8 protein-coding genes and 1 pseudogene are annotated in these 17,894 nt (G+C 62.6%); 4 read left to right on the top strand and 5 right to left on the bottom strand.

Translation table 11 applies throughout. The features are described from left to right. Positions 1 to 75: 75 nt before the first annotated feature. From L8U58_RS09810 to L8U58_RS09820, 3 genes are read left to right on the top strand one after another with little or no spacing between them, the layout of a single operon-like run. Positions 76 to 1,194 (top strand): FecCD family ABC transporter permease, encoded by a 1,119-nt coding sequence (locus tag L8U58_RS09810; RefSeq protein ID WP_005325331.1) that lies wholly within the window; start codon positions 76 to 78, stop codon positions 1,192 to 1,194. After that, positions 1,194 to 2,288, top strand: coding sequence for a FecCD family ABC transporter permease (locus tag L8U58_RS09815; protein ID WP_005325330.1), 1,095 nt, complete (start codon positions 1,194 to 1,196; stop codon positions 2,286 to 2,288). Before L8U58_RS09810 ends, L8U58_RS09815 begins: the two co-directional genes overlap by 1 nt. A 50-nt stretch (positions 2,289 to 2,338) precedes the next feature. After that, entirely contained in the window at positions 2,339 to 3,121 is a 783-nt protein-coding gene (locus L8U58_RS09820) for an ABC transporter ATP-binding protein (protein ID WP_269955243.1), read from the top strand. Between the two features lie 10 nt (positions 3,122 to 3,131). Here the strand turns inward: L8U58_RS09820 and L8U58_RS09825 are convergent. The 3 genes and pseudogenes from L8U58_RS09825 to L8U58_RS09835 form a co-directional block, all read right to left on the bottom strand. Then, positions 3,132 to 3,770, bottom strand: a pseudogene (locus L8U58_RS09825) (DedA family protein). 173 nt (positions 3,771 to 3,943) lie between these two features. Beyond that, complete coding sequence (locus L8U58_RS09830; protein WP_005291893.1) at positions 3,944 to 4,960, bottom strand: iron-siderophore ABC transporter substrate-binding protein; 1,017 nt, start codon at positions 4,958 to 4,960, stop codon at positions 3,944 to 3,946. A 65-nt stretch (positions 4,961 to 5,025) separates the two neighbouring features. Continuing rightward, complete coding sequence (locus L8U58_RS09835; protein ID WP_005325328.1) at positions 5,026 to 5,970, bottom strand: methionyl-tRNA formyltransferase; 945 nt, start codon at positions 5,968 to 5,970, stop codon at positions 5,026 to 5,028. 59 nt (positions 5,971 to 6,029) lie between these two features. On the opposite strand from L8U58_RS09835, the gene L8U58_RS09840 reads away from it, so the two are divergent. Continuing rightward, complete coding sequence (locus tag L8U58_RS09840) at positions 6,030 to 7,034, top strand: alpha/beta hydrolase (protein WP_005325324.1); 1,005 nt, start codon at positions 6,030 to 6,032, stop codon at positions 7,032 to 7,034. Positions 7,035 to 7,036: 2 nt separating this feature from the next. Here L8U58_RS09840 and L8U58_RS09845 read toward each other — a convergent pair whose 3' ends face one another. Then, a complete protein-coding gene (locus L8U58_RS09845) occupies positions 7,037 to 8,839 on the bottom strand; it encodes a non-ribosomal peptide synthetase (RefSeq protein ID WP_269955244.1) in 1,803 nt (600 codons plus the stop codon). Then, positions 8,808 to 17,894, bottom strand: coding sequence for a non-ribosomal peptide synthetase (locus L8U58_RS09850; RefSeq protein ID WP_269955245.1), 9,087 nt, complete (start codon positions 17,892 to 17,894; stop codon positions 8,808 to 8,810). The genes L8U58_RS09845 and L8U58_RS09850 overlap by 32 nt, the downstream gene beginning before the upstream one ends.

The raw sequence follows: 17,894 nt of genomic DNA on the forward strand, positions 1-17,894 counted from the left end.
TTGATTAGGCTTACCTTGTTCACGTAAGCTTGCTCCCGTTAAGATCATGGACTTTCACGCGTCAAGGAGGGATGCATGGCTATCTCTACCCCGCATGCGCAATCCCCTTCTCAATCACACCTGGGGTCTCGCGCGGACGCTACTGCGGACGCTTCTGCCAGCGCTCCATCAGGTAAAATCCCGCGTCGCCTCGTCGGCCTCGGCGTCCTTTTCCTCCTATTGCTCGCCAGCATCGTTGCCAGCATCGTGTTTGGATCACGGCAGATCCCTTTTGGAGAAGTGTCCGCCGTGTTCCGCGATCTCGGCACGGCGTTCGGCCACGCGGAGGGGCTGAATGTGGATCAGCGCGTGATCGTCGAGCTCCGCATTCCCCGCACCCTGTTGGGCCTAGTCGCCGGTGCTGCCCTTGGCGCCTCCGGTGCATTGATCCAAGGGCACACGCGCAACCCTCTCGCGGACACGGGCATTCTCGGCATCAACTACGGTGCGTCCCTGGCCGTGGTTGCCAGCTTCTCCTTGCTGGGTGTGACGTCCGTGTGGGCTACCAGCATGTGGGCGTTCGGTGGGGCCATCGCTGCTACTGCGTTGGTGTTTAGTTTGGCGTCCATAGGAGGAGGACAGGCCAATCCAATGACGCTGGTCCTCGGCGGCGCGGCTTTGTCCGCGGTCCTCAGCGCCATCATCAGCGGTTTTATCCTCACTGACGATGCCAATCTGGATCGCATGCGCTTCTGGACCGTCGGCTCCATCGCGGGCCGGGATCTCACCGTGTTCTACGGCGTGCTGCCGTTTATCCTGGTGGGCCTCCTGCTGGCGTTCATCACGGCACCGCAGCTAAACCTCCTGAATCTGGGCGATGACATCGCCTCCGGACTGGGCATCAACACCCAGCGCGCCCGCCTGATTGGCATGGCTCTGATCGCACTGCTGGCCGGTGCCGCGACAGCTGCCGCCGGCCCCATCACCTTCATCGGCCTGGTGGTCCCGCACCTCGTGCGCGCCATCACGGGCCCTGATTACCGCTGGATCCTCCCTTACTCTGCCCTGACGGGTGCGGTGATGATGCTGTTCGCAGACGTGGTGGGCCGTCTGATCGCTCGTCCGGGCGAGTTGCAAGTAGGCATCATCCTCGCGTTCGTGGGCGCGCCGTTCTTCATCGCCCTTATTTATCGACGCCGGGTGGTGGCCATTTAATGAGTTCCCTCCTTGCCCGCCCTACCTCTTCCACTATCCCTGGGCGCCCGCCATTCCGCGTGGGCTCATTTTCTGTGGTCTGGCGCCCTCGCGCGTTGACGGTGTCTCTATTGCTGCTCGTGGCGATCGTCTTGCTAGCGGCGGTCTCCATCGGCCTGGGTGACTATCCTGTGTCCCCGGCTCGTGTGCTGGAGGTGCTGTTCACCGGCCAGGGCACCCGCATTGAGCGTCTGGTGGTTTTGGATTGGCGCATGCCTCGTGCGCTGACGGCCATTCTGGTGGGCTGTGCGCTGGGATTATCCGGAGCCCTCACTCAGTCCGTGACTCGCAATGCGCTGGCCAGCCCGGATATCTTGGGCTTCACTACGGGCGCGTCCGCGGCCGCGGTCACCGTCATCACTCTGGGTGGTGGCGCTGGTGGTTTCCTCGGCTGGCTCAGCAGCATCGGCATTCCCTTGGCCGCGGTGCTTGGTGCGGCTGTCACCGCAACGGTGATGTGGGCTCTGGCGTGGAGGAGATCGACTGATTCCTTCCGGCTAGTGCTGTTCGGCATCATCATCTCTGCTCTGTTGACCTCGTATATCAACTTCCTGATGATCCGCACGGAGTTGCGCGATGCCGCGGCCGCGCAGTTCTGGCTTACTGGCTCCCTGAGCACTGCGGACTGGTCCAAGATGTGGCCCATCGCCATTGTTGTGTTGGTGTTTACACCGCTGCTGGCCTGGATTGGTCACCAACTTTTAGCCACCTTGCTGGGCTCGGATACTGCACGGGCTTTGGGACAAAACGTCCAGGGTGTGCAGGTGCTTCTGCTCGCCGCTGCCGTGGCTTTGGCAGCAGTGGCGGTCTCGGCCGCTGGCCCCATCGGGTTCGTCGCCTTCGTGGCCCCACAGGTGGCGCTGCGCTTGTGCAACTGCTCTGCACCACCGCTTCTGGCCTCTGCGCTGACCGGCGCTGCGCTACTCCTGCTGGCAGATATCAGCACCCAAACTCTTCTGCCCGTAGAGCTGCCGGTGGGCATTCTCACCTCGGCAATCGGCGGTGCGTTCCTTATTTATTTGCTGGTCCAACGGAATAGGTCAACCACGGCATGAGAAAAGATCCCACCCTGGAAGTTAGCAGTGCCGCGAACAAAGAAGGACACATGACTCAGAAGCACAGCATGAGCGCACGCGGCCTCGCCGTGGGCTACGGCGACCGGACGGTCATCAAAGGCTTGGACGTGGACTTTCCTCGCGGGCAGATCACCACAATCATCGGCCCCAATGGCTGCGGCAAATCCACGTTGTTGCGAGCCATGTCTCGTCTCCTTCCGGCGAATGAGGGCGAAGTGCTGTTAGACGGCGCCGATATCTCATCCATCAGGCGCAAGGACCTCGCACGGACCATCAGCGTGCTGCCACAAACCCCTACCGCCCCGGAGGGACTCAACGTGGCTGATCTCGTCTCGCGCGGTCGGCACCCACACCAATCGTGGATCCGTCAGTGGTCGTCCACGGACGAAGCCGAGGTGCACAAGGCGCTGGAAATGACTGGCTCGATGGGGCTGGCGGAGCGCACCCTGGATTCTCTGTCCGGAGGGCAGCGGCAGCGTGTGTGGATCTCCATGGTTCTTGCGCAGAACACGGACATCCTGTTCCTGGACGAGCCCACCACCTACCTGGATCTGGCCACGTCGGTAGAGATTTTGGAGCTGGTGCAGCGTCTACGCCGAGAGCTGGATCGGACTGTGGTGATGGTGCTGCACGATCTCAACTTGGCTGTACGCTACAGCGATAATCTCGTGGTGATGAAGGATGGACAGGTCCTCGCCACCGGGCGTCCCAGCGAGGTCATTACCCCAGAGCTACTGCTCGAGGCGTTTGCCCTCAACGCGCTAGTCATCGAGGATCCTGTCACCGGCGGTCCGCTGATCGTCCCCAAGTGACGATCAGGGCTTAGTCCTCCATCAGCTCCTGGGCGGGAGTCTTCTTGGACTTCCGCCAGTTGATCATCGCGGAAATCACCACCGGAGTCACAGACACCAGCACGATGACGATGGCGATCATGTCGATGCGATCCGCAATGCCCGGGATATCCCCCAGCAGCACGCCAATGCCGACCATGCTGACAATCCACAGCACTGCACCCGTGACGTTCCATCCCACGAACTTCTTGTACGGCATCTCCGCGGTACCAGCGGCCACGGGAATGTAGGTACGCACGATCGGGATGAAGCGCCCCAGTACCAGAGCCAACGGCCCGTACTTCAGGAAGAAAGCCTCGGCTTGTTCGAGGTGCTCGGTTATGAGGATCTTGGCGTCGGGCTTAAACAACTTGCGGCCAAAGCGGTGGCCGAGCCAGAAACCTACCTGGTCGCCCAAGAACGCCGCGACGATGGCCACGCCCACCAGAATCGGAACGTTCAAGCCCAGCTGATCGCGCAAGATTGCCGCGGTGACCAGCATGGAATCGCCGGGGAGGAACGGGAAGAGCACGCCGGATTCAATAAAGATAATCAGCGCAATGCCGCCGAGCGCCCAGCCGCCAAAGTTCTAGAGCAGGGTGGTGGCGTCCATGAGGTCGCTTAAGTGCACAGGGAATCCCTTCTAGAAAACAACTGGTCTATTCTTACCCCGGTTTCTGACCGGAATACAGGCAGCTCGCCCCTAGCGTGCATCCGTTATCCCCATGAGTGCCCGTCCCCTAGCCAGCAACAGCAAAACCGCCCCAGCACGTTCAAGCGGGGCGGTTCGGCAGTTGATTCAGACTACTTCGTGGCGTCTGCCAACGGCTGCTCGATCTTGTCCAGCAGGTAGTTCAGGCTCAGCACGGTCTGCCATCCGAAGGCCTTTTCCAGGTCGCCTTCCAGGTAGACACTGTGTCCGTCCTTCACGGCGGGCAGCTTGCCCACGATCGGATCCTCGGTCACAGAAGCCTTGCTCTGCTTCGGAGAGTAAGACAGTTGATCCCACACCAGCACGTCAGAGTTGATCTGGTCTGCGTTTTCCTTGGAGACCTCACCGTAGAACTTGTCCTTGGTGATGCCCGCGTAGGCCGGGTTGATCTTGAATCCCAGCTCGGTGAAGAAGCGGCTACGCGGATCGCCCTCGGCAAAGACAGCCAGGCTCTCGTCGGAGACAGTGGCCACGCCGAGTTCCTTTTCGGCCCATTCTGGGTGGCGGCCCTTGAGCTCTGCGAACTTCTCCTTGACCTGCTCCACCTGGCGCTTTGCCTCTTCAGGCTTGCCCACGGCCTGCCCGATCTCTTCCGTGGTCACGTCCCATGGTTGCTGTAGTTCTTCGTATTCGCCCTTTTGTACGACGACAGGGGCGATCTCAGACAGCTTCTTGTACGTGTCTTCATCGATGTCCGAGTACACGGCCACGATGAGGTCTGGATTGTCCTTGGCGATGGCTTCCGCGTTGACTTCTGTGTCCTTGTCGATCCGAGGAGTGTCGCCCTCGATCTTGTCATTGGACCAGTTGCCCGCAGCCTGACCATCCGGGGTCATTCCGTCCCAGTACTTCACGGAGACAGGAGTAACTCCCAGCGCCAGCAGTGCGTCCTGATCCGTGTAGCCCAAGGAGACCACGCGCTGCGGGGCTTCCTTGATTTCGGTGGAGCCGTAGCGGTGCTCGATGGTGGTGGGGAATGCGCCCTGCTCGGCGTTGACTGCCTGGGAGTCCCCGGAATTTCCGGACTGGTCATCAGTCGAGCAAGCGGTCAGTGCCGCGCCCAAGGTCAGCACAGCAGCGGTGCTAACGAGAATCTTCTTGAGTGTCATTTTTCTCCGTTGTTACTGGTGACGGATTTCCGCGCGAGGCGTGGCCCGTACACAAAAGGGAAAGGTCAAACCTTTGGTTGGATATATCCAGCCCTATGTCCAAAGAATTCGGTGGCGGTCAGTTCCGAGTTGTCGTCGAGACGAACACGATCCAGAACAATCGCCGGCGCCGGCACGTTGGCACGGGGCGATCCACAGACCACCGCGATTCCTCCCTCGTGAGGGATGGTGACTCGGCCGGGGGTTCCGCCGAAGCGGCCCTGCGAGACGTGCGCGGAAAGCACGCGGACGCGCTGGCCTCGGAATTCAAAGTAAGCATTGGGGTACGGGTCGGACTGCGCCCTGACCAGCAAGGCGATATCTTCCGCAGGTTGGGTGAAATCTATGCGAGATTCCTGCTCGCCGCGCTTGTGGAAGTACGTAGCGCGGGTGGGATCTTGAGGTTGCGCAGTGGCGGTGCCTTGGGCGACGTCACTCAATGCGCGTTCCACGAGGGGCTCGATGAGGTCGATGGTCTTGGCCACGAGATCCGTGGTGGTGTCCTGCGGACCCACGGGGATCGCGCGCTGGGCAACGATGGGTCCGCCGTCCAGCACTTCATCCATCTCGTGCACAGTGACGCCCACGTGAGTTTCCCGGTTCAACAGCGCCCACAGGATGGGCGAAAATCCGGCGTACTCGGGCAGGAGACCATCGTGGACATTCAATGCGCCGTGCTTGGCCAGGCTGAAAACCTCGGGAGGAAGCCAGGTTCGCCAATTGTTGGCCACGATGATGTCTGGTGCAGCATCGCGCAACGCCTCAATGACGTCTTGACCCACGCGCTCAGTGACACACACCTGGAGCTCATGTTCGCTGGCGAGCTCCTCAACGGAGTCTGCCCACATTTGCTCATAAGGGTGATCGCTGGCAGGGTGCGTAACTACCAAAACTACTTCATGACCAGCATTGATGACCGCAGACAACGTCCGGTGTCCCCACGACTGATAGCCGAAAACAGCAACTCGCATGCAGGGGATGTTAGCTTAGGTTTACCTATGTAGTCAATGATGAAAGTGGCGCAATTTTCATGCCAGACTCCCCGGACGTGACCACCCTTCACCGAATCTCGGTGCCCGCGGATGCGGAAGCCCTCGTTTTCCCGGACCCCTACCGCTCGAACGTCGAGCTCACCGAATCGATGTCCACCGTCGATGTGCGCATCCCGGCGCACTCAGCAGTGACCTATAGCTTTCAATCCGGCGAGCTGAAATATCCCGATCCACATAACGCACACGGCGCAGGCCCACAGGCGAGCCTATTGAGCGGCGATTCTGTGGACCAGACACTCTGGCCGCCTCGCTCCCCAGAAGTCATCGCGGACTTGCCCGGCGCACGCCTGTCCATCGACCGGAAGGTATTCGGCAGGCGCTGCACCGCGCGCCTCGATGACCGCGGTGCGGATACCACCGTGGTGTTTTTGGATGGCGATGACTGGATCCATCTGCATGACCTCACGGGCGCACTGGACCGGGCAGTCACGGCAGGGCTTATCCCCCAGATCAACCGCGTCTTCCTGCCGGCAGCCAAAGACCGCAGCGAGGAGTACACCTCCCAAACATTCGCCAGCGCACTGGCCACCGAGCTTCCGCCGATCATCAACAGCAGCCACATAGTCCTGGTGGGGCAAAGCTTCGGCGGTCTCTCCGCCCTGCGCGCAGCTCTTACGGCTTCCACCGAAACCACGCCTGCAATCAAAGGAGCCATCGCCCAGTCCCCTGCCGTCTGGTGGTCCGCTGACCGTTCTGCAGAGCTCGCGGACACGCTCTCGGACGGGCCCGCAGGAGGCGACATTGCCGCACAGCTCACTGGCCCCTCACTCGAAAATCCTGCGGCTCACAGTGGCTCCGGTCTGGCACGCATCGTACTGACGTGCGGTGCAGAAGAGCCGCCCATGCAACGACACGTGGATGCAGTGGCCGATGCCCTGACACGCCGCGGCTTTCCCACCACCAATCACCGCACGCCCGGTGGCCACGACCCTGCGATGTGGCGCCACGGGATCATCCCGGCACTCGCCGAATTGCTGGGCTGAATCTACGAGCGCGCCTCCACAAACTCCGCCACGCGCTCGACTGTCCGCAGACCGTAGAATTCGCGCACGCCAACCTCCACTCCCAGCTCTCCACGCAGCAGTGCGCAGAGCTTGATGACCGCCATGGAGTGCCCACCCATGTCAAAGTAATCAGCATCCACCGGCACGTCCTCGGGCTCAATATCTAGCGATTCGGCAAACAGCTCCGCCGTGATCTCCTCGGTTTCGTTCGCCGGTTCGCGGCCCTTCTCCGTGATCCTTTCTCCCTCACCCAGTGCAGCAAGGTCGGTCTTTCCATTCGACGTCACCGGCAACTCATCCACGATCGACCATCGATCCGGGATCATGTAGCTGGGCAGTTCCTCGCGCAATGCATTACGCACGCCAGTCAGGAAACTCTGCCGCTCCCCCTGGTCCGCATCGCGCAGTTGTGGGGCCACGAGGTGACAGGCCAGGAGTGTGGCGTCGGATATACGAACAGGAACGGTCACGCAGTGGAGGATGCGGGGATCAACGCCGCGGGACACGGCGGCCGAGACGTCGCCGGGATCCACGCGGTGACCACGAATTTTCACCTGATCGTCGCTGCGTCCGAGGTACTCGAACATGCCATCCGCACGCACGCGGACGATGTCTCCCGTGCGATACATCCGCTCACCCGGGGAGCCCCACGGGCAGGCGACCATGGAGCTGGCGGTGCGCGCCGCGAGCCCATGATACTCCTGCGCTAAGCCGCTGCCCGCGAGGTAGAGCTCACCCGGCGCTCCTGTAGGAACGGGGCGCAACCACGGGTCCAAAACGAACGCCGCCGTGCGATCCACCGGCATTCCGATCACGGGCGTGGCGCTCTCATCCGTGCCAGCACCCAGGGCGTTGATGGTGTACTCGGTGGGTCCATAGAGGTTGTATCCGCGCACGTCATCGGCCTTTCGCAAGGTCTCCCACACGCCGTGCGAGACAGCCTCGCCGCCCAAGAGCACCAGCCGCGGGCGATGCGCGCCGGATTCCAGCATCCCCTCCGCGAGCAGCTGCTCGGCAACGGTCGGGGTGACGTTGATGACATCCACCTGATGCGCGCGAATGGCCTCAACCATGGCCGCAGCATCGCGTCGCAAATCCTCGGAGAAGATCCGCACCTCGTGGCCTTCCACCAGCCAAAACAGCTCTTCCCACGACATATCGAAGGCGAAGCTGATGGCATGCGCGATCCGCAACGTCCGCCCATCGGCAGCAGCTGGGGCGAAGATCTTGCGCCGGTGATTGTCCAGCATGTTGTGCAGCCCGCGATGCTTGATCACCACGCCCTTGGGCTTGCCGGTCGATCCGGAGGTGTACATCAGGTAGGCATCGTCCCCGGGCACCGCCGCAGGCGTGTGGGTGGTGGCGTGGGAATCGGCAGTGGTGACGTCGACGCAAGGAAGCGCACCGATCCGCTCCATGCGCTCCCGAGAACTCGAGTCCACCAGCGCGGCTGCGGGCTGGCTGTCCTCCACGAGGACCCGGAGCCGCCCATCGGGGTGCGTCAGATCAAGCGGCGCGTAGCGCACCCCTGCCCACAGGGCTCCCAGCAGAGCCACCACCGAATGCGCGGAGCGCTCCACCGCAATGGCGACAGTATCGCCGCTGGTCACGCCGCAATTCTTGATCTTTTCCGCAATGTCGGAACAGCGAGCAATCAGCTCACCGAACGTCCACTGCTGTGCGTCATCCGCTAGCGCGATGCGATCTGGGAAGCGCTGGGCGGTGTCCTTGAGCTCATCCGCAATGGTGCGGTCAATGCCTTCGGCCTTCTGCCAGGAAGCCATCTGCTCCGTCGTGCTTTGCGGGGAAGAATCCTCCGCTCGGGCTGGCGCCAACTGGGCCAGCTGAGCGAGCGGGACCTCTGGTGTGTCCACAAACGCGGTCAGGACTTCGGTCGCGGCCTTGAGCACGGAATGTGCGAGGGACTCGTCCACCACGTCGTGGCGGAATTCCAGCTTGATGCCCAGCTTCGGCCCCGGAGTGAATACCCCAGGTCAGAGGGAAGTGCGTGGAATCTTCCGCGCGCTCCTCCACAACCCCGTGGCGTTCCCGAAGTTCCGCTGCTGCCTGCGGATCGAGGAAGTTCTGCACCACCACCATGGAATCGAACAGCGTGCCTACCCCCAGCTGCCGCTGGATGGCGCCGAGGTCCGCGGAATCGTGGTCCATATCCTCGATGCGCTGGCGATAAACATCCTGGACCAGTTCTTCTATGCTCTGGCCGGGCCGAGCTGTCACTCGCACTGGCACTGTGTTGAGCAGCACTCCCACCACATCAGACATGGCGGGGTCGCTCAAGGCATCGCGGCCACTGACAGACTGACCAAACACCACATCCGAATCCCCTGTGACAGCACCCAAGGCCACGGCCACGGCTGCGTTGACCACGGAGGTCAACGTCACGGCCTGCGCCCGGATCTTTTCCTGCAGTGCGCCGGTCAGCTGCTCGCTGACCTCGGCAAACACCTGGCGAGGCAACTCGCTACCAGCGTGCTCTGAAGAGATATCCGCGGCCTGCGGGGCAACGAGCGTGGGCTGAGACAACGTCTCTAGGCGATGTACCCAATAGTCGCTATCTGCCTGCTCTTTGCGAGTGTCAACGGACTCGAGCAGGGCGTCAGCAATAGAACAACCGCGAGGAACCAACTCTCCCGCACCCTGCGTGCGGGCCTGGCCGGACCTCAACGTCAGCCTCTCGAGGAAGGTTTGCAGCATCACTGCACGCGACCAACCATCGACCAGAACCAGGTGGTAGGTAAGAAGCAGCGTGTCGCCAGGCTGTCCGTCACTTCGGCCGGTGACGATGGTTGCCTTCGCCAGCGGCACGGATGCGAGATCGATGCCCGCGCTGCGATCAGCGTGCATGATCGCCTCGAGATCCCCTTCGGTGGTCTCGACGGGGAGGTCAATGCCCTGTCCACTCCACGGCAAGTTCTGCACGGGTTGGCCGGAAGCATCGGTGTGGAACTCCGCGCCCATGGCTGGATGCACGGTCACTGTGTCCCGGAAGGCTTCCACCACGGCCTCGGCATCCAGTCTCCGGTCAAACGTCAACGCAGTCTGTGCAACGTAGGCACCCGGTGCTGCCACCTGTGACTGGAACCAGATTCCGCGCTGCAGCACGCTCAGCGGAGCGCGGCGTCCTGAGGATTGCTCGCGGCTGACGTGCTCCTGCAACTCGCGAGCAACCTCGCCGATGGCGCTGCGCAAACGCTCGGCGGAAATCACCGCATTCACCACGGACAGCTCCATGCTTACGGCCCGCTCGCTAGACCACACATCGGCCTCCACCAGGTAATCCGTCCACTGGCAGGCGGCATCGCCCGGCGCGTGGAGGACAGCGCCAGTCTCTCCCCGTCCGAGGTAGTTGACCAGGATCTGTGCCCCATGGGCCAGGGTTCGCTGCCCTTGCGGGTGTGTGTATCGCAGTGCCTGATAAGTGCGGCGGTCCGGGGCTGTGCCGTCCTCGTGGAGCGCGCGCATTTCCGCTGCGGCACGTGCTGCATCCGCTGGATCAGCCAACGGGATTTCCACCGGCGCGATGGTGGTAAACCATCCGAGGGTTCGACCATAGGAATGATCAGCCGGACGTCCGTGGCCTTCTACGTCCACGGCCCAGCTCCGCGCGTCCGTGCCCATTGTTCGAGCCACCGCGACGGTCACCAGTCCTGCCACGAGGTCCTGAACGTCCACACCCATCACGTCGGGTGCAACGCTCTGCAGGACCTGCGCGGTCTGTCCGTCAATGTTCACTTCGAGCGTGCTCACATGATCCGTACTCCACTGGTTCGAGTCCTCGACGGGCCGTGGCAGCGTAGCCAGTTCACTCCAGTGCAGGGCATCCTGAGCTGCTGCGGTGTGAGCATCGTGCAGTTCTTGCAGGCAAAGATCCTTGTAGCTCGCCTGCCCGGAGAGAATCCTGCGCCCTGCGAGCGCATCGCGCAGATCGTCTTCCAGAATCATCCAACTGGCGCTATCGATCACCGCGTGATGAGCAACGGCCTTGACGTACCCATCCACACACCCGAGCACCACGCTACGACCAGCAGCAATATCGATGTGATCGATCAATGCATCCACGTCCAAAGCCCGCACAACCATAGGGCCGTCTCCCTCGGCACCAACAAAGTGCGCGAACGCAGAATTGGTGTCCACGCGCGTACGAAGCATCGGATGTGCCTGCGCTACCTGCTGCAGGGCCTGTTCCAAGTCCTCCACAGCGACTGGCCCCAGATCCAAGCGGCGCGCCTGCACAAAGCGGTCGCTCATGCCTCTTTCCATCTGCCTGCGCAGCATCGCCGGGATGGGGAAAGCCCCCGAGATCTCCTGGTGCCCGTCCTTGGGCAGGGCTTCTTCCTGGCTCTGCCTTGTTTCCTGGATTTTCTGCTGGGTGGCCTGCGGCGTGACCCGCTCGGCAATCTTGCGTGGCGTGCGGCCCAAGAAGAAGTCCCGCGGAGTCACGTTGAGATCAGCGCGCGCCAGCGCGTGAGTAACGCGGATGGCAAGAATACTGTCTCCACCTAAGCGGAAGAAGTCCGAGTCCGGCTCCACCTCGGCGCGGTCCAAGCGAAGTGCATCAGCAATTGCCTGCGAGATCGCCTCCACCAGATCCGAGGTGCCCGAAGCCTGCTGAGCAGCAGGAATCTCACCCAGAAGGTCCAGGATCGCGCGCTCATCCCGCTTGCCATTGATGGTCTGCGGCACCTGCGTACTCACCGCGAATAGCTGCGGAACCATGTAGGCAGGGAGCGCGTCTCGGGCCGCTGCGGCAGCTCGGGAGGTGATCGCCTTTGCGTCGGCACGAGAATCCGTAATCAACAACGCACCCGGCACCTGGCCTTCGGGCAGATCGACGACCACCACGGTGGCCTCCCGCACACCGCTGACCTTCTCCAGCGCGCTCTCGATCTCCCCCAGCTCCACGCGATAACCGCGCAGCTGCACCTGCCTATCGGCGCGGCCCACGTAATCCAGATGACCGTTGTTCAGCACCTTTGCCATGTCATTGCTGCAGTACATCCGCGCGCCGCCGCCAACGAAAGGATCGGCCACGAAGCGGGAGGCCGTGGTAGAAGCAAGCCCCCAATAACCCGCGGTGACCTGCGGCCCGGCAACGTACATCATGCCGGTCTCTCCAGGCTGCACCGGCTGTAATTGCGCGTCCAGAACATAGGTACGCAACCCGTCCATCGGGCGGCCGATCGGGCTGCGGGCCTCCCCTGCATTCTCGGAGCATTCGTGTGCTGTGACGTGCACTGTCGTCTCCGTGATGCCATACATGTTGATAAACCGAACATTCGGATGAGCACTGCAGTAGGCAGCCTCCGCGCGGGCCTCCAAGGCCTCGCCGCCGAAGATCACCGTGCGCACCGCAGAGTCCTGCCCGAGGTGCGGCTCCAACGCGGCAAAGGCGGTTGGGGTCTGGCTCAGCACCGTGATGGCTTCGGCACGCAACACCTCTGCGGCATCCTCGGGCGAGCGCATCAGCGCATACGGCATCACCACGGCACGCCCGCCGGAGCTCAGCGCTGCCCACATCTCCCACACCGAAAAGTCAAAGGCGAAGCTGTGGCTGATCGACCACACGTCCTCCTGCGAAAACTCCACGTGGCTGCGAGCATTGCCCAGCATCGCGGTCACGTTGGCGTGTGTGACGGCCACGCCCTTCGGCCGCCCTGTGGAGCCGGAGGTGTAGATCACGTAGGCGATGTCATTGGCACGGGCCACGCTTGCCGACCGGCCCGCAGGCGGCTTCGCTTCCCCGCTCATCGTCTGTTCACTGACCACGAGGACGGGACAATCTACCAGCTCAGAGACCATTTTTTCCGCGCTGGGAGACACCAGCACGGCATCGGGCTGGCAATCCTCCAGGATCAATTCCACCCGCGCTTGCGGGGACAACGGATCCACGGGAACGTAGGTGCCGGCGGACATCGTGGTCGCCAGAATGGCCGCAACCTGCCACGCATCGCGCTCCATGAGCAGGGCTACTCTCGGGGTGTGGATGGCAACCTTCCGGTCCAGCACAGCGCGTATACGCTGAGCGGCGTCGTCTAGTTCTTCGTAGGTCCAATGCTCCGCAGCACCGTCTTCTCCGATGCTGGTCAGGGCGGGCCGGTCGCGGGAGTGCTCGAAGCTGCGTCGCCACAAAGAAGGAAGCGTGTCCACACCAGATACCGCACCCAACGCCTCTGCAACCTCACCCACGGTCGCCACCGCACCGGATTCAGACAGCAAAGAATCCACACTCACCGCGAGCATCTGCGCGATCCTTTCGGCACGTACCTCGGTGATTCGCTGCGGATCGTAGATCAGGCGCAGTGGGTGCTCAGCGGAAGGGTTGACCACGACGGACAGGGGAAAGTGCGGCGCGCCATTGTTGCGCACGTCAGCAACCTGTAGTGGCGAGCCGGGGCAGCCCACGTCCTGTGGAGATAGCGGCACCTCCACCACCATCAACGTATCCAGCAGTTCGCTGGCGTTGGTTCCCAGGTCGCGGGCAATATCAGCCAGGCTGACGTGCTGCACATCGCGGACCTGATTGTTGTGATGGACCATGGCGTGCAGCATGCTGGTCACCGGCAGGGTGGGATCAGATTGCCCCGGCGCGACCACCGGGATGGTGTTGAGCTGCATGCCCACGGCATCGGCCACGCCAAGAACGGGAATGTCACGGCCGGAAACGGAAGTGGCAAACACCACGTCAGCCCCAGGTTCGCAGCCCACCAAGGTGCGAAGGACCAGCCCCCACGCCGCGTGCACCACATCCGGCAGGCCCACACCCGCTGCCCGAGCACGCTCAGACAAGCCAACAGTCCGCGGATCGTCTACCAGCAACTCCCGGCGCTCGAGCGAACTCGAAGGATTAGGGCACAGCACCGTGGGGCGTACCTCGCGCATTTCCTCGCGCCAGACGGACATATCGGCTTCCGCGTCTCTGCGCGCCACCCATCGCACGCTGCCGGCCATTCCGGCGTCCGGGTCGTAGCGCGGGATTCGGGCATCGTCATCCCGGTAGATCTCCAGGAGATCCCGCAGCATGATGGGCACGGACCATCCGTCGGCGATCAGGTGATGCACCGTCTGGATCACGGCGATGTCCTGGCCACACACCGCACCATCGACACTGGTCGGGAGCACAACGGTCCATCGCATGAGCGGCTCGGGCGCGGCATCACCGGGCGGCTGCAAGGAGATTCCCCGCGAGAGGTCATCAGCGGCAATCTCTTCCGTACGCTGCACGAGCCACCCGTCTAATCCAGGCCCAGCCAACTCGGCAGGCACCGTCACGTCCCGAAAGTCCACCCGCAAATGCTCGGCAATCCCCGGATCAATCACGGCAACCACATCGCCACCGTCAGTTTCCCAAGGGCGGGTGCTCAGTGCGGGGTGGCGTCGGATCAAATTACGCGCAGCGCGGGCGAATCGCTCCCGGTCAAACGGTTCGCTGCATTCCACCCGCAAGACCTGTTGCTCCACATACGAGCTGGCCGATTCCTCGAATAGCGAGTGGAAGTACATGCCGTGCTGCAGCGGGGTCAGCGGCAGCACGTCCTGCAGCTCCGCGGAGCTCTGCGCAGTGATTCGTGCCAGGTCCGCAGAGTTCACGGGTGCGGGGGCAACGTCGCCCACGGACAACACGCCGTGATCGGCAAGCGCTGCCACCTCGCGCAATGCCACATCCCAGTGCGCGACCAATTCGTCGATCCGTTCGGGGGAGATCCTGCCGCGCGCCCAGGAGATCGTGGTGCGCAGGACGTATCCCTCGCCGGTGTCTTCGGCGATCGCGTTGAACTCCAGCTCGCGGACCAACGGCTGGTCCGGGTCGCGTTGCTCGCCGAGTTGGCCGGTGGAACCCGCGGGAGCGAAATCTTGTGCTCCTGCGGATACGCGCCCCAAGTAGTTGAACAGCACCTGTGCCTGCGGAGGGGTCTTCGCGGACTGATGCAACCAGGTGTGGGCCTGGTAAGGAACGCCGTTGCCGGGGATGGCCGCGAGCTGGTCTTTCACTGCGTTGAGTGCCAGCGCTAGCGGGGCGATGCTGCCCTCGACCTCTGTGGAGGCCTCCTGCACTGCCGCCCGGGTGGGGTCGATCAGCATGGGATATAGGCAGGTGAACCAGCCCACCGTGCGTGAAAGGTCTGCTTCCCTGCCCTGTGGCCCGGGTACGAATCGGGTTTCGCGGCCGTGCCCCTCCATCTCCACCAGGGTCCATGTTTGTTTGTTTCGACGCCAACGCGCCAACGCCACGCTCAATGCCGTAAGCAATACGGAATTCGCCCCCGTGCGGAAAGCGTGGGGCACCGCACCCAGTAATTCGTCCGTGATCTGCACTGATGCCTCATGTACCACGCTGCGCTCCTCACGGACTGTGGGCGCTTTCTCGGGACTATCAGCAAGCGCTGGCACCTGCGGGTCCCGCAGAGGTTCATCTGCACTCGGCAATGGGGGCAGGGAACTATTGGCATCCTCCGCGAATTCGCCAGTATCAACGGCCTGTTGCAGCAGCTGCGTCCATCGGCGCAGGGACGTCCGCTCCGGCGCGAGCTGTTCCCCGCGATACGCCGCGGCGAGGTCCTCGCCGATAATGTTCCATGACACGCCATCGACCACCAGGTGATGCACCACAAGGCGCAATCTTCCGGGCACCAGCCCAGCCGCTACCACCACTCCGACTGCCGGATCCAGCAGTTCAGAAAGCGCAGCGATGTCCGTGGTGGGGTGGATCGCCACCGCTTCTTCGGCAGATTCCTCCGGGAGTTCCAGCCGCAAGGGATTCCGCTGCACACGGGCCCGCAGTGCAGGGTGCGCCTGCAGCACGTCAGCCACCATTCGCCCGGCCAGCTGCGCATCCACATCTTCTGGAACTGAAAACTCCACGGACTGAATGAAGCCGTCCACGTGATCAGTAATGGAATCGAACCAGCGCAGAATCGGCAGCGACTGCACCTCACCGGTTGGTTCATCGTCTGGATCCTGCACGAAGGTTCCGCGCTCTTCGGCGCACCGAGCCAGTTGCTGTGGAGTGCGCGCAGAGAAAATATCTCCCACACTCACCTCCACCCCGCGCCGTCCCAGAGCCGAGACCAGGGTGATGGCCCGCAGGCTATCGCCACCGATATCGAAGAAGTCCGTCTCCGCACCCACCGCGCTAACCCCCAATGCTTCAGCCATTGCCTCCGCGAGCAGAGCAACGGTTTCCCCGTCACGTTCAGCATCGGCCGGGGCATCAGTGAGCGAGCTCCAATCAGGTTCCGGCAGTGCCTTCCGATCCACTTTTCCGTTGGCCGTCCGCGGCAACTCATCCATGACGGTGATAATCGCGGGCACCATGTATTCGGGCAGTACCTCGGCACACCAACTACGGATCGCAGCACCCACGAGGCCCGCAGTCACCGTCACGTAGCCCAGCAGTCGCCCCTCCCGAGCAATCACGCTCGCCGCCTCCACATCTGGGTGTCCCACCAGCGCAGATTCCACGTCCTCCAACTCCAGACGCATGCCACGGATTTTCACCTGATTATCGGCCCGCCCCACGAATTCCAGCGAGCCGTCGTTGTGCCGGCGCACCAGGTCTCCCGTGCGGTACATCCGGGTTCCGTCCGACGCAAACACATCCGCAACAAAGCGGCTGGCCGTGAGTCCTGGGGCATTGATATACCCCTTGGCCAGCAGGAATCCGGCCACATAGAGTTCACCAATTTCTTGGTCTGGAACCACCCGCAGGTGCTCATCGAGCACATAGAGCCGACAGTTGGGATTGGCCACACCGATGCTCGTGTTGAGGCGATCCTCGTCGTCACGGTAGATGACGTGGGAGACACCGATGGTAGCTTCCGCTGGCCCGTACCCGTGGTACAGCGGGATGGCCAGCTGCTGGCGAAAGCGACGGAACAGCGCCTGGGTGAGCATCTCTCCGCCACACCAGACATGCCGCAAGCTGTCTAATAGATTCGTGCCTTCGGCCTGTTTGAGCATGACGTCGAGAACACTCGAAACCAGATACGCAAACGTCACGCCCTCGCGATGGATGAGGCGGGCCAAGCGTTGGGGGTCTTGCTCCACGCCCGGCGCGGCCACCACCACGCGGCCCCCGCAAACCAGCGGCAGGAAGATCTCATTGATGGAGATATCAAAGGCCAGCGGTGCCTTGAACAGGGAGGCATCATCGCGGCCGAAGAACAGGATCTGATCGCGCTGCCAGAGCAAGCGCTCCACGATCGCACCGTGGCGGATCATTGCGCCCTTTGGGCGGCCGGTGCTGCCAGAGGTAAAGATGACGTACGCAACGCTGTCCGTGGACGGCGGGGTGAACAGCTCGCGGGTGGCATCGAGGTCGAATAGCGCGTCTTCGGTGAGCGCGCAGTTGTCCGGCGTGAGTACGAAGCTCAGGCTGGCATCGTGGGTGACGGATTCCCGGCGCGCCTGCGGCCACGAGGGGTCTAGCGGGACAAAACTGCCACCGGCGAGCAACGTGGCGACGATACCCACCACCATCTCCGCGCTGCGCGGCAGGGAGATTCCCACACTCTGACCAGCGTCAATACCGTGTTCCCGCAAATTTCGCGCTACAGCAGTTGCATGGGCGACGAGCTGCGCATAGGTCAGTCTGTGCCGGTCATCCACCACTGCGAGCGCATCCGGGGTCTCCTGCGCATGCTGCAGGAGCAGGCTAATCAGGTCCGGGCGATCGCGATCCTGATCCGTGTCATTCCATATGCGCTGCTGGGCGATCCGATCCTGTTCACTGCGGCCATGACCGATGACGGCGCCGCCATCTCGAGAAGCAAGCGTATCGCCAGAGGAAAACGGAGTGTGAGCAGACGATCGGGTGGGCAC

The sequence above is a fragment of the Corynebacterium macclintockiae genome (assembly GCF_027570165.1).
GTDB lineage: Bacteria > Actinomycetota > Actinomycetes > Mycobacteriales > Mycobacteriaceae > Corynebacterium > Corynebacterium macclintockiae.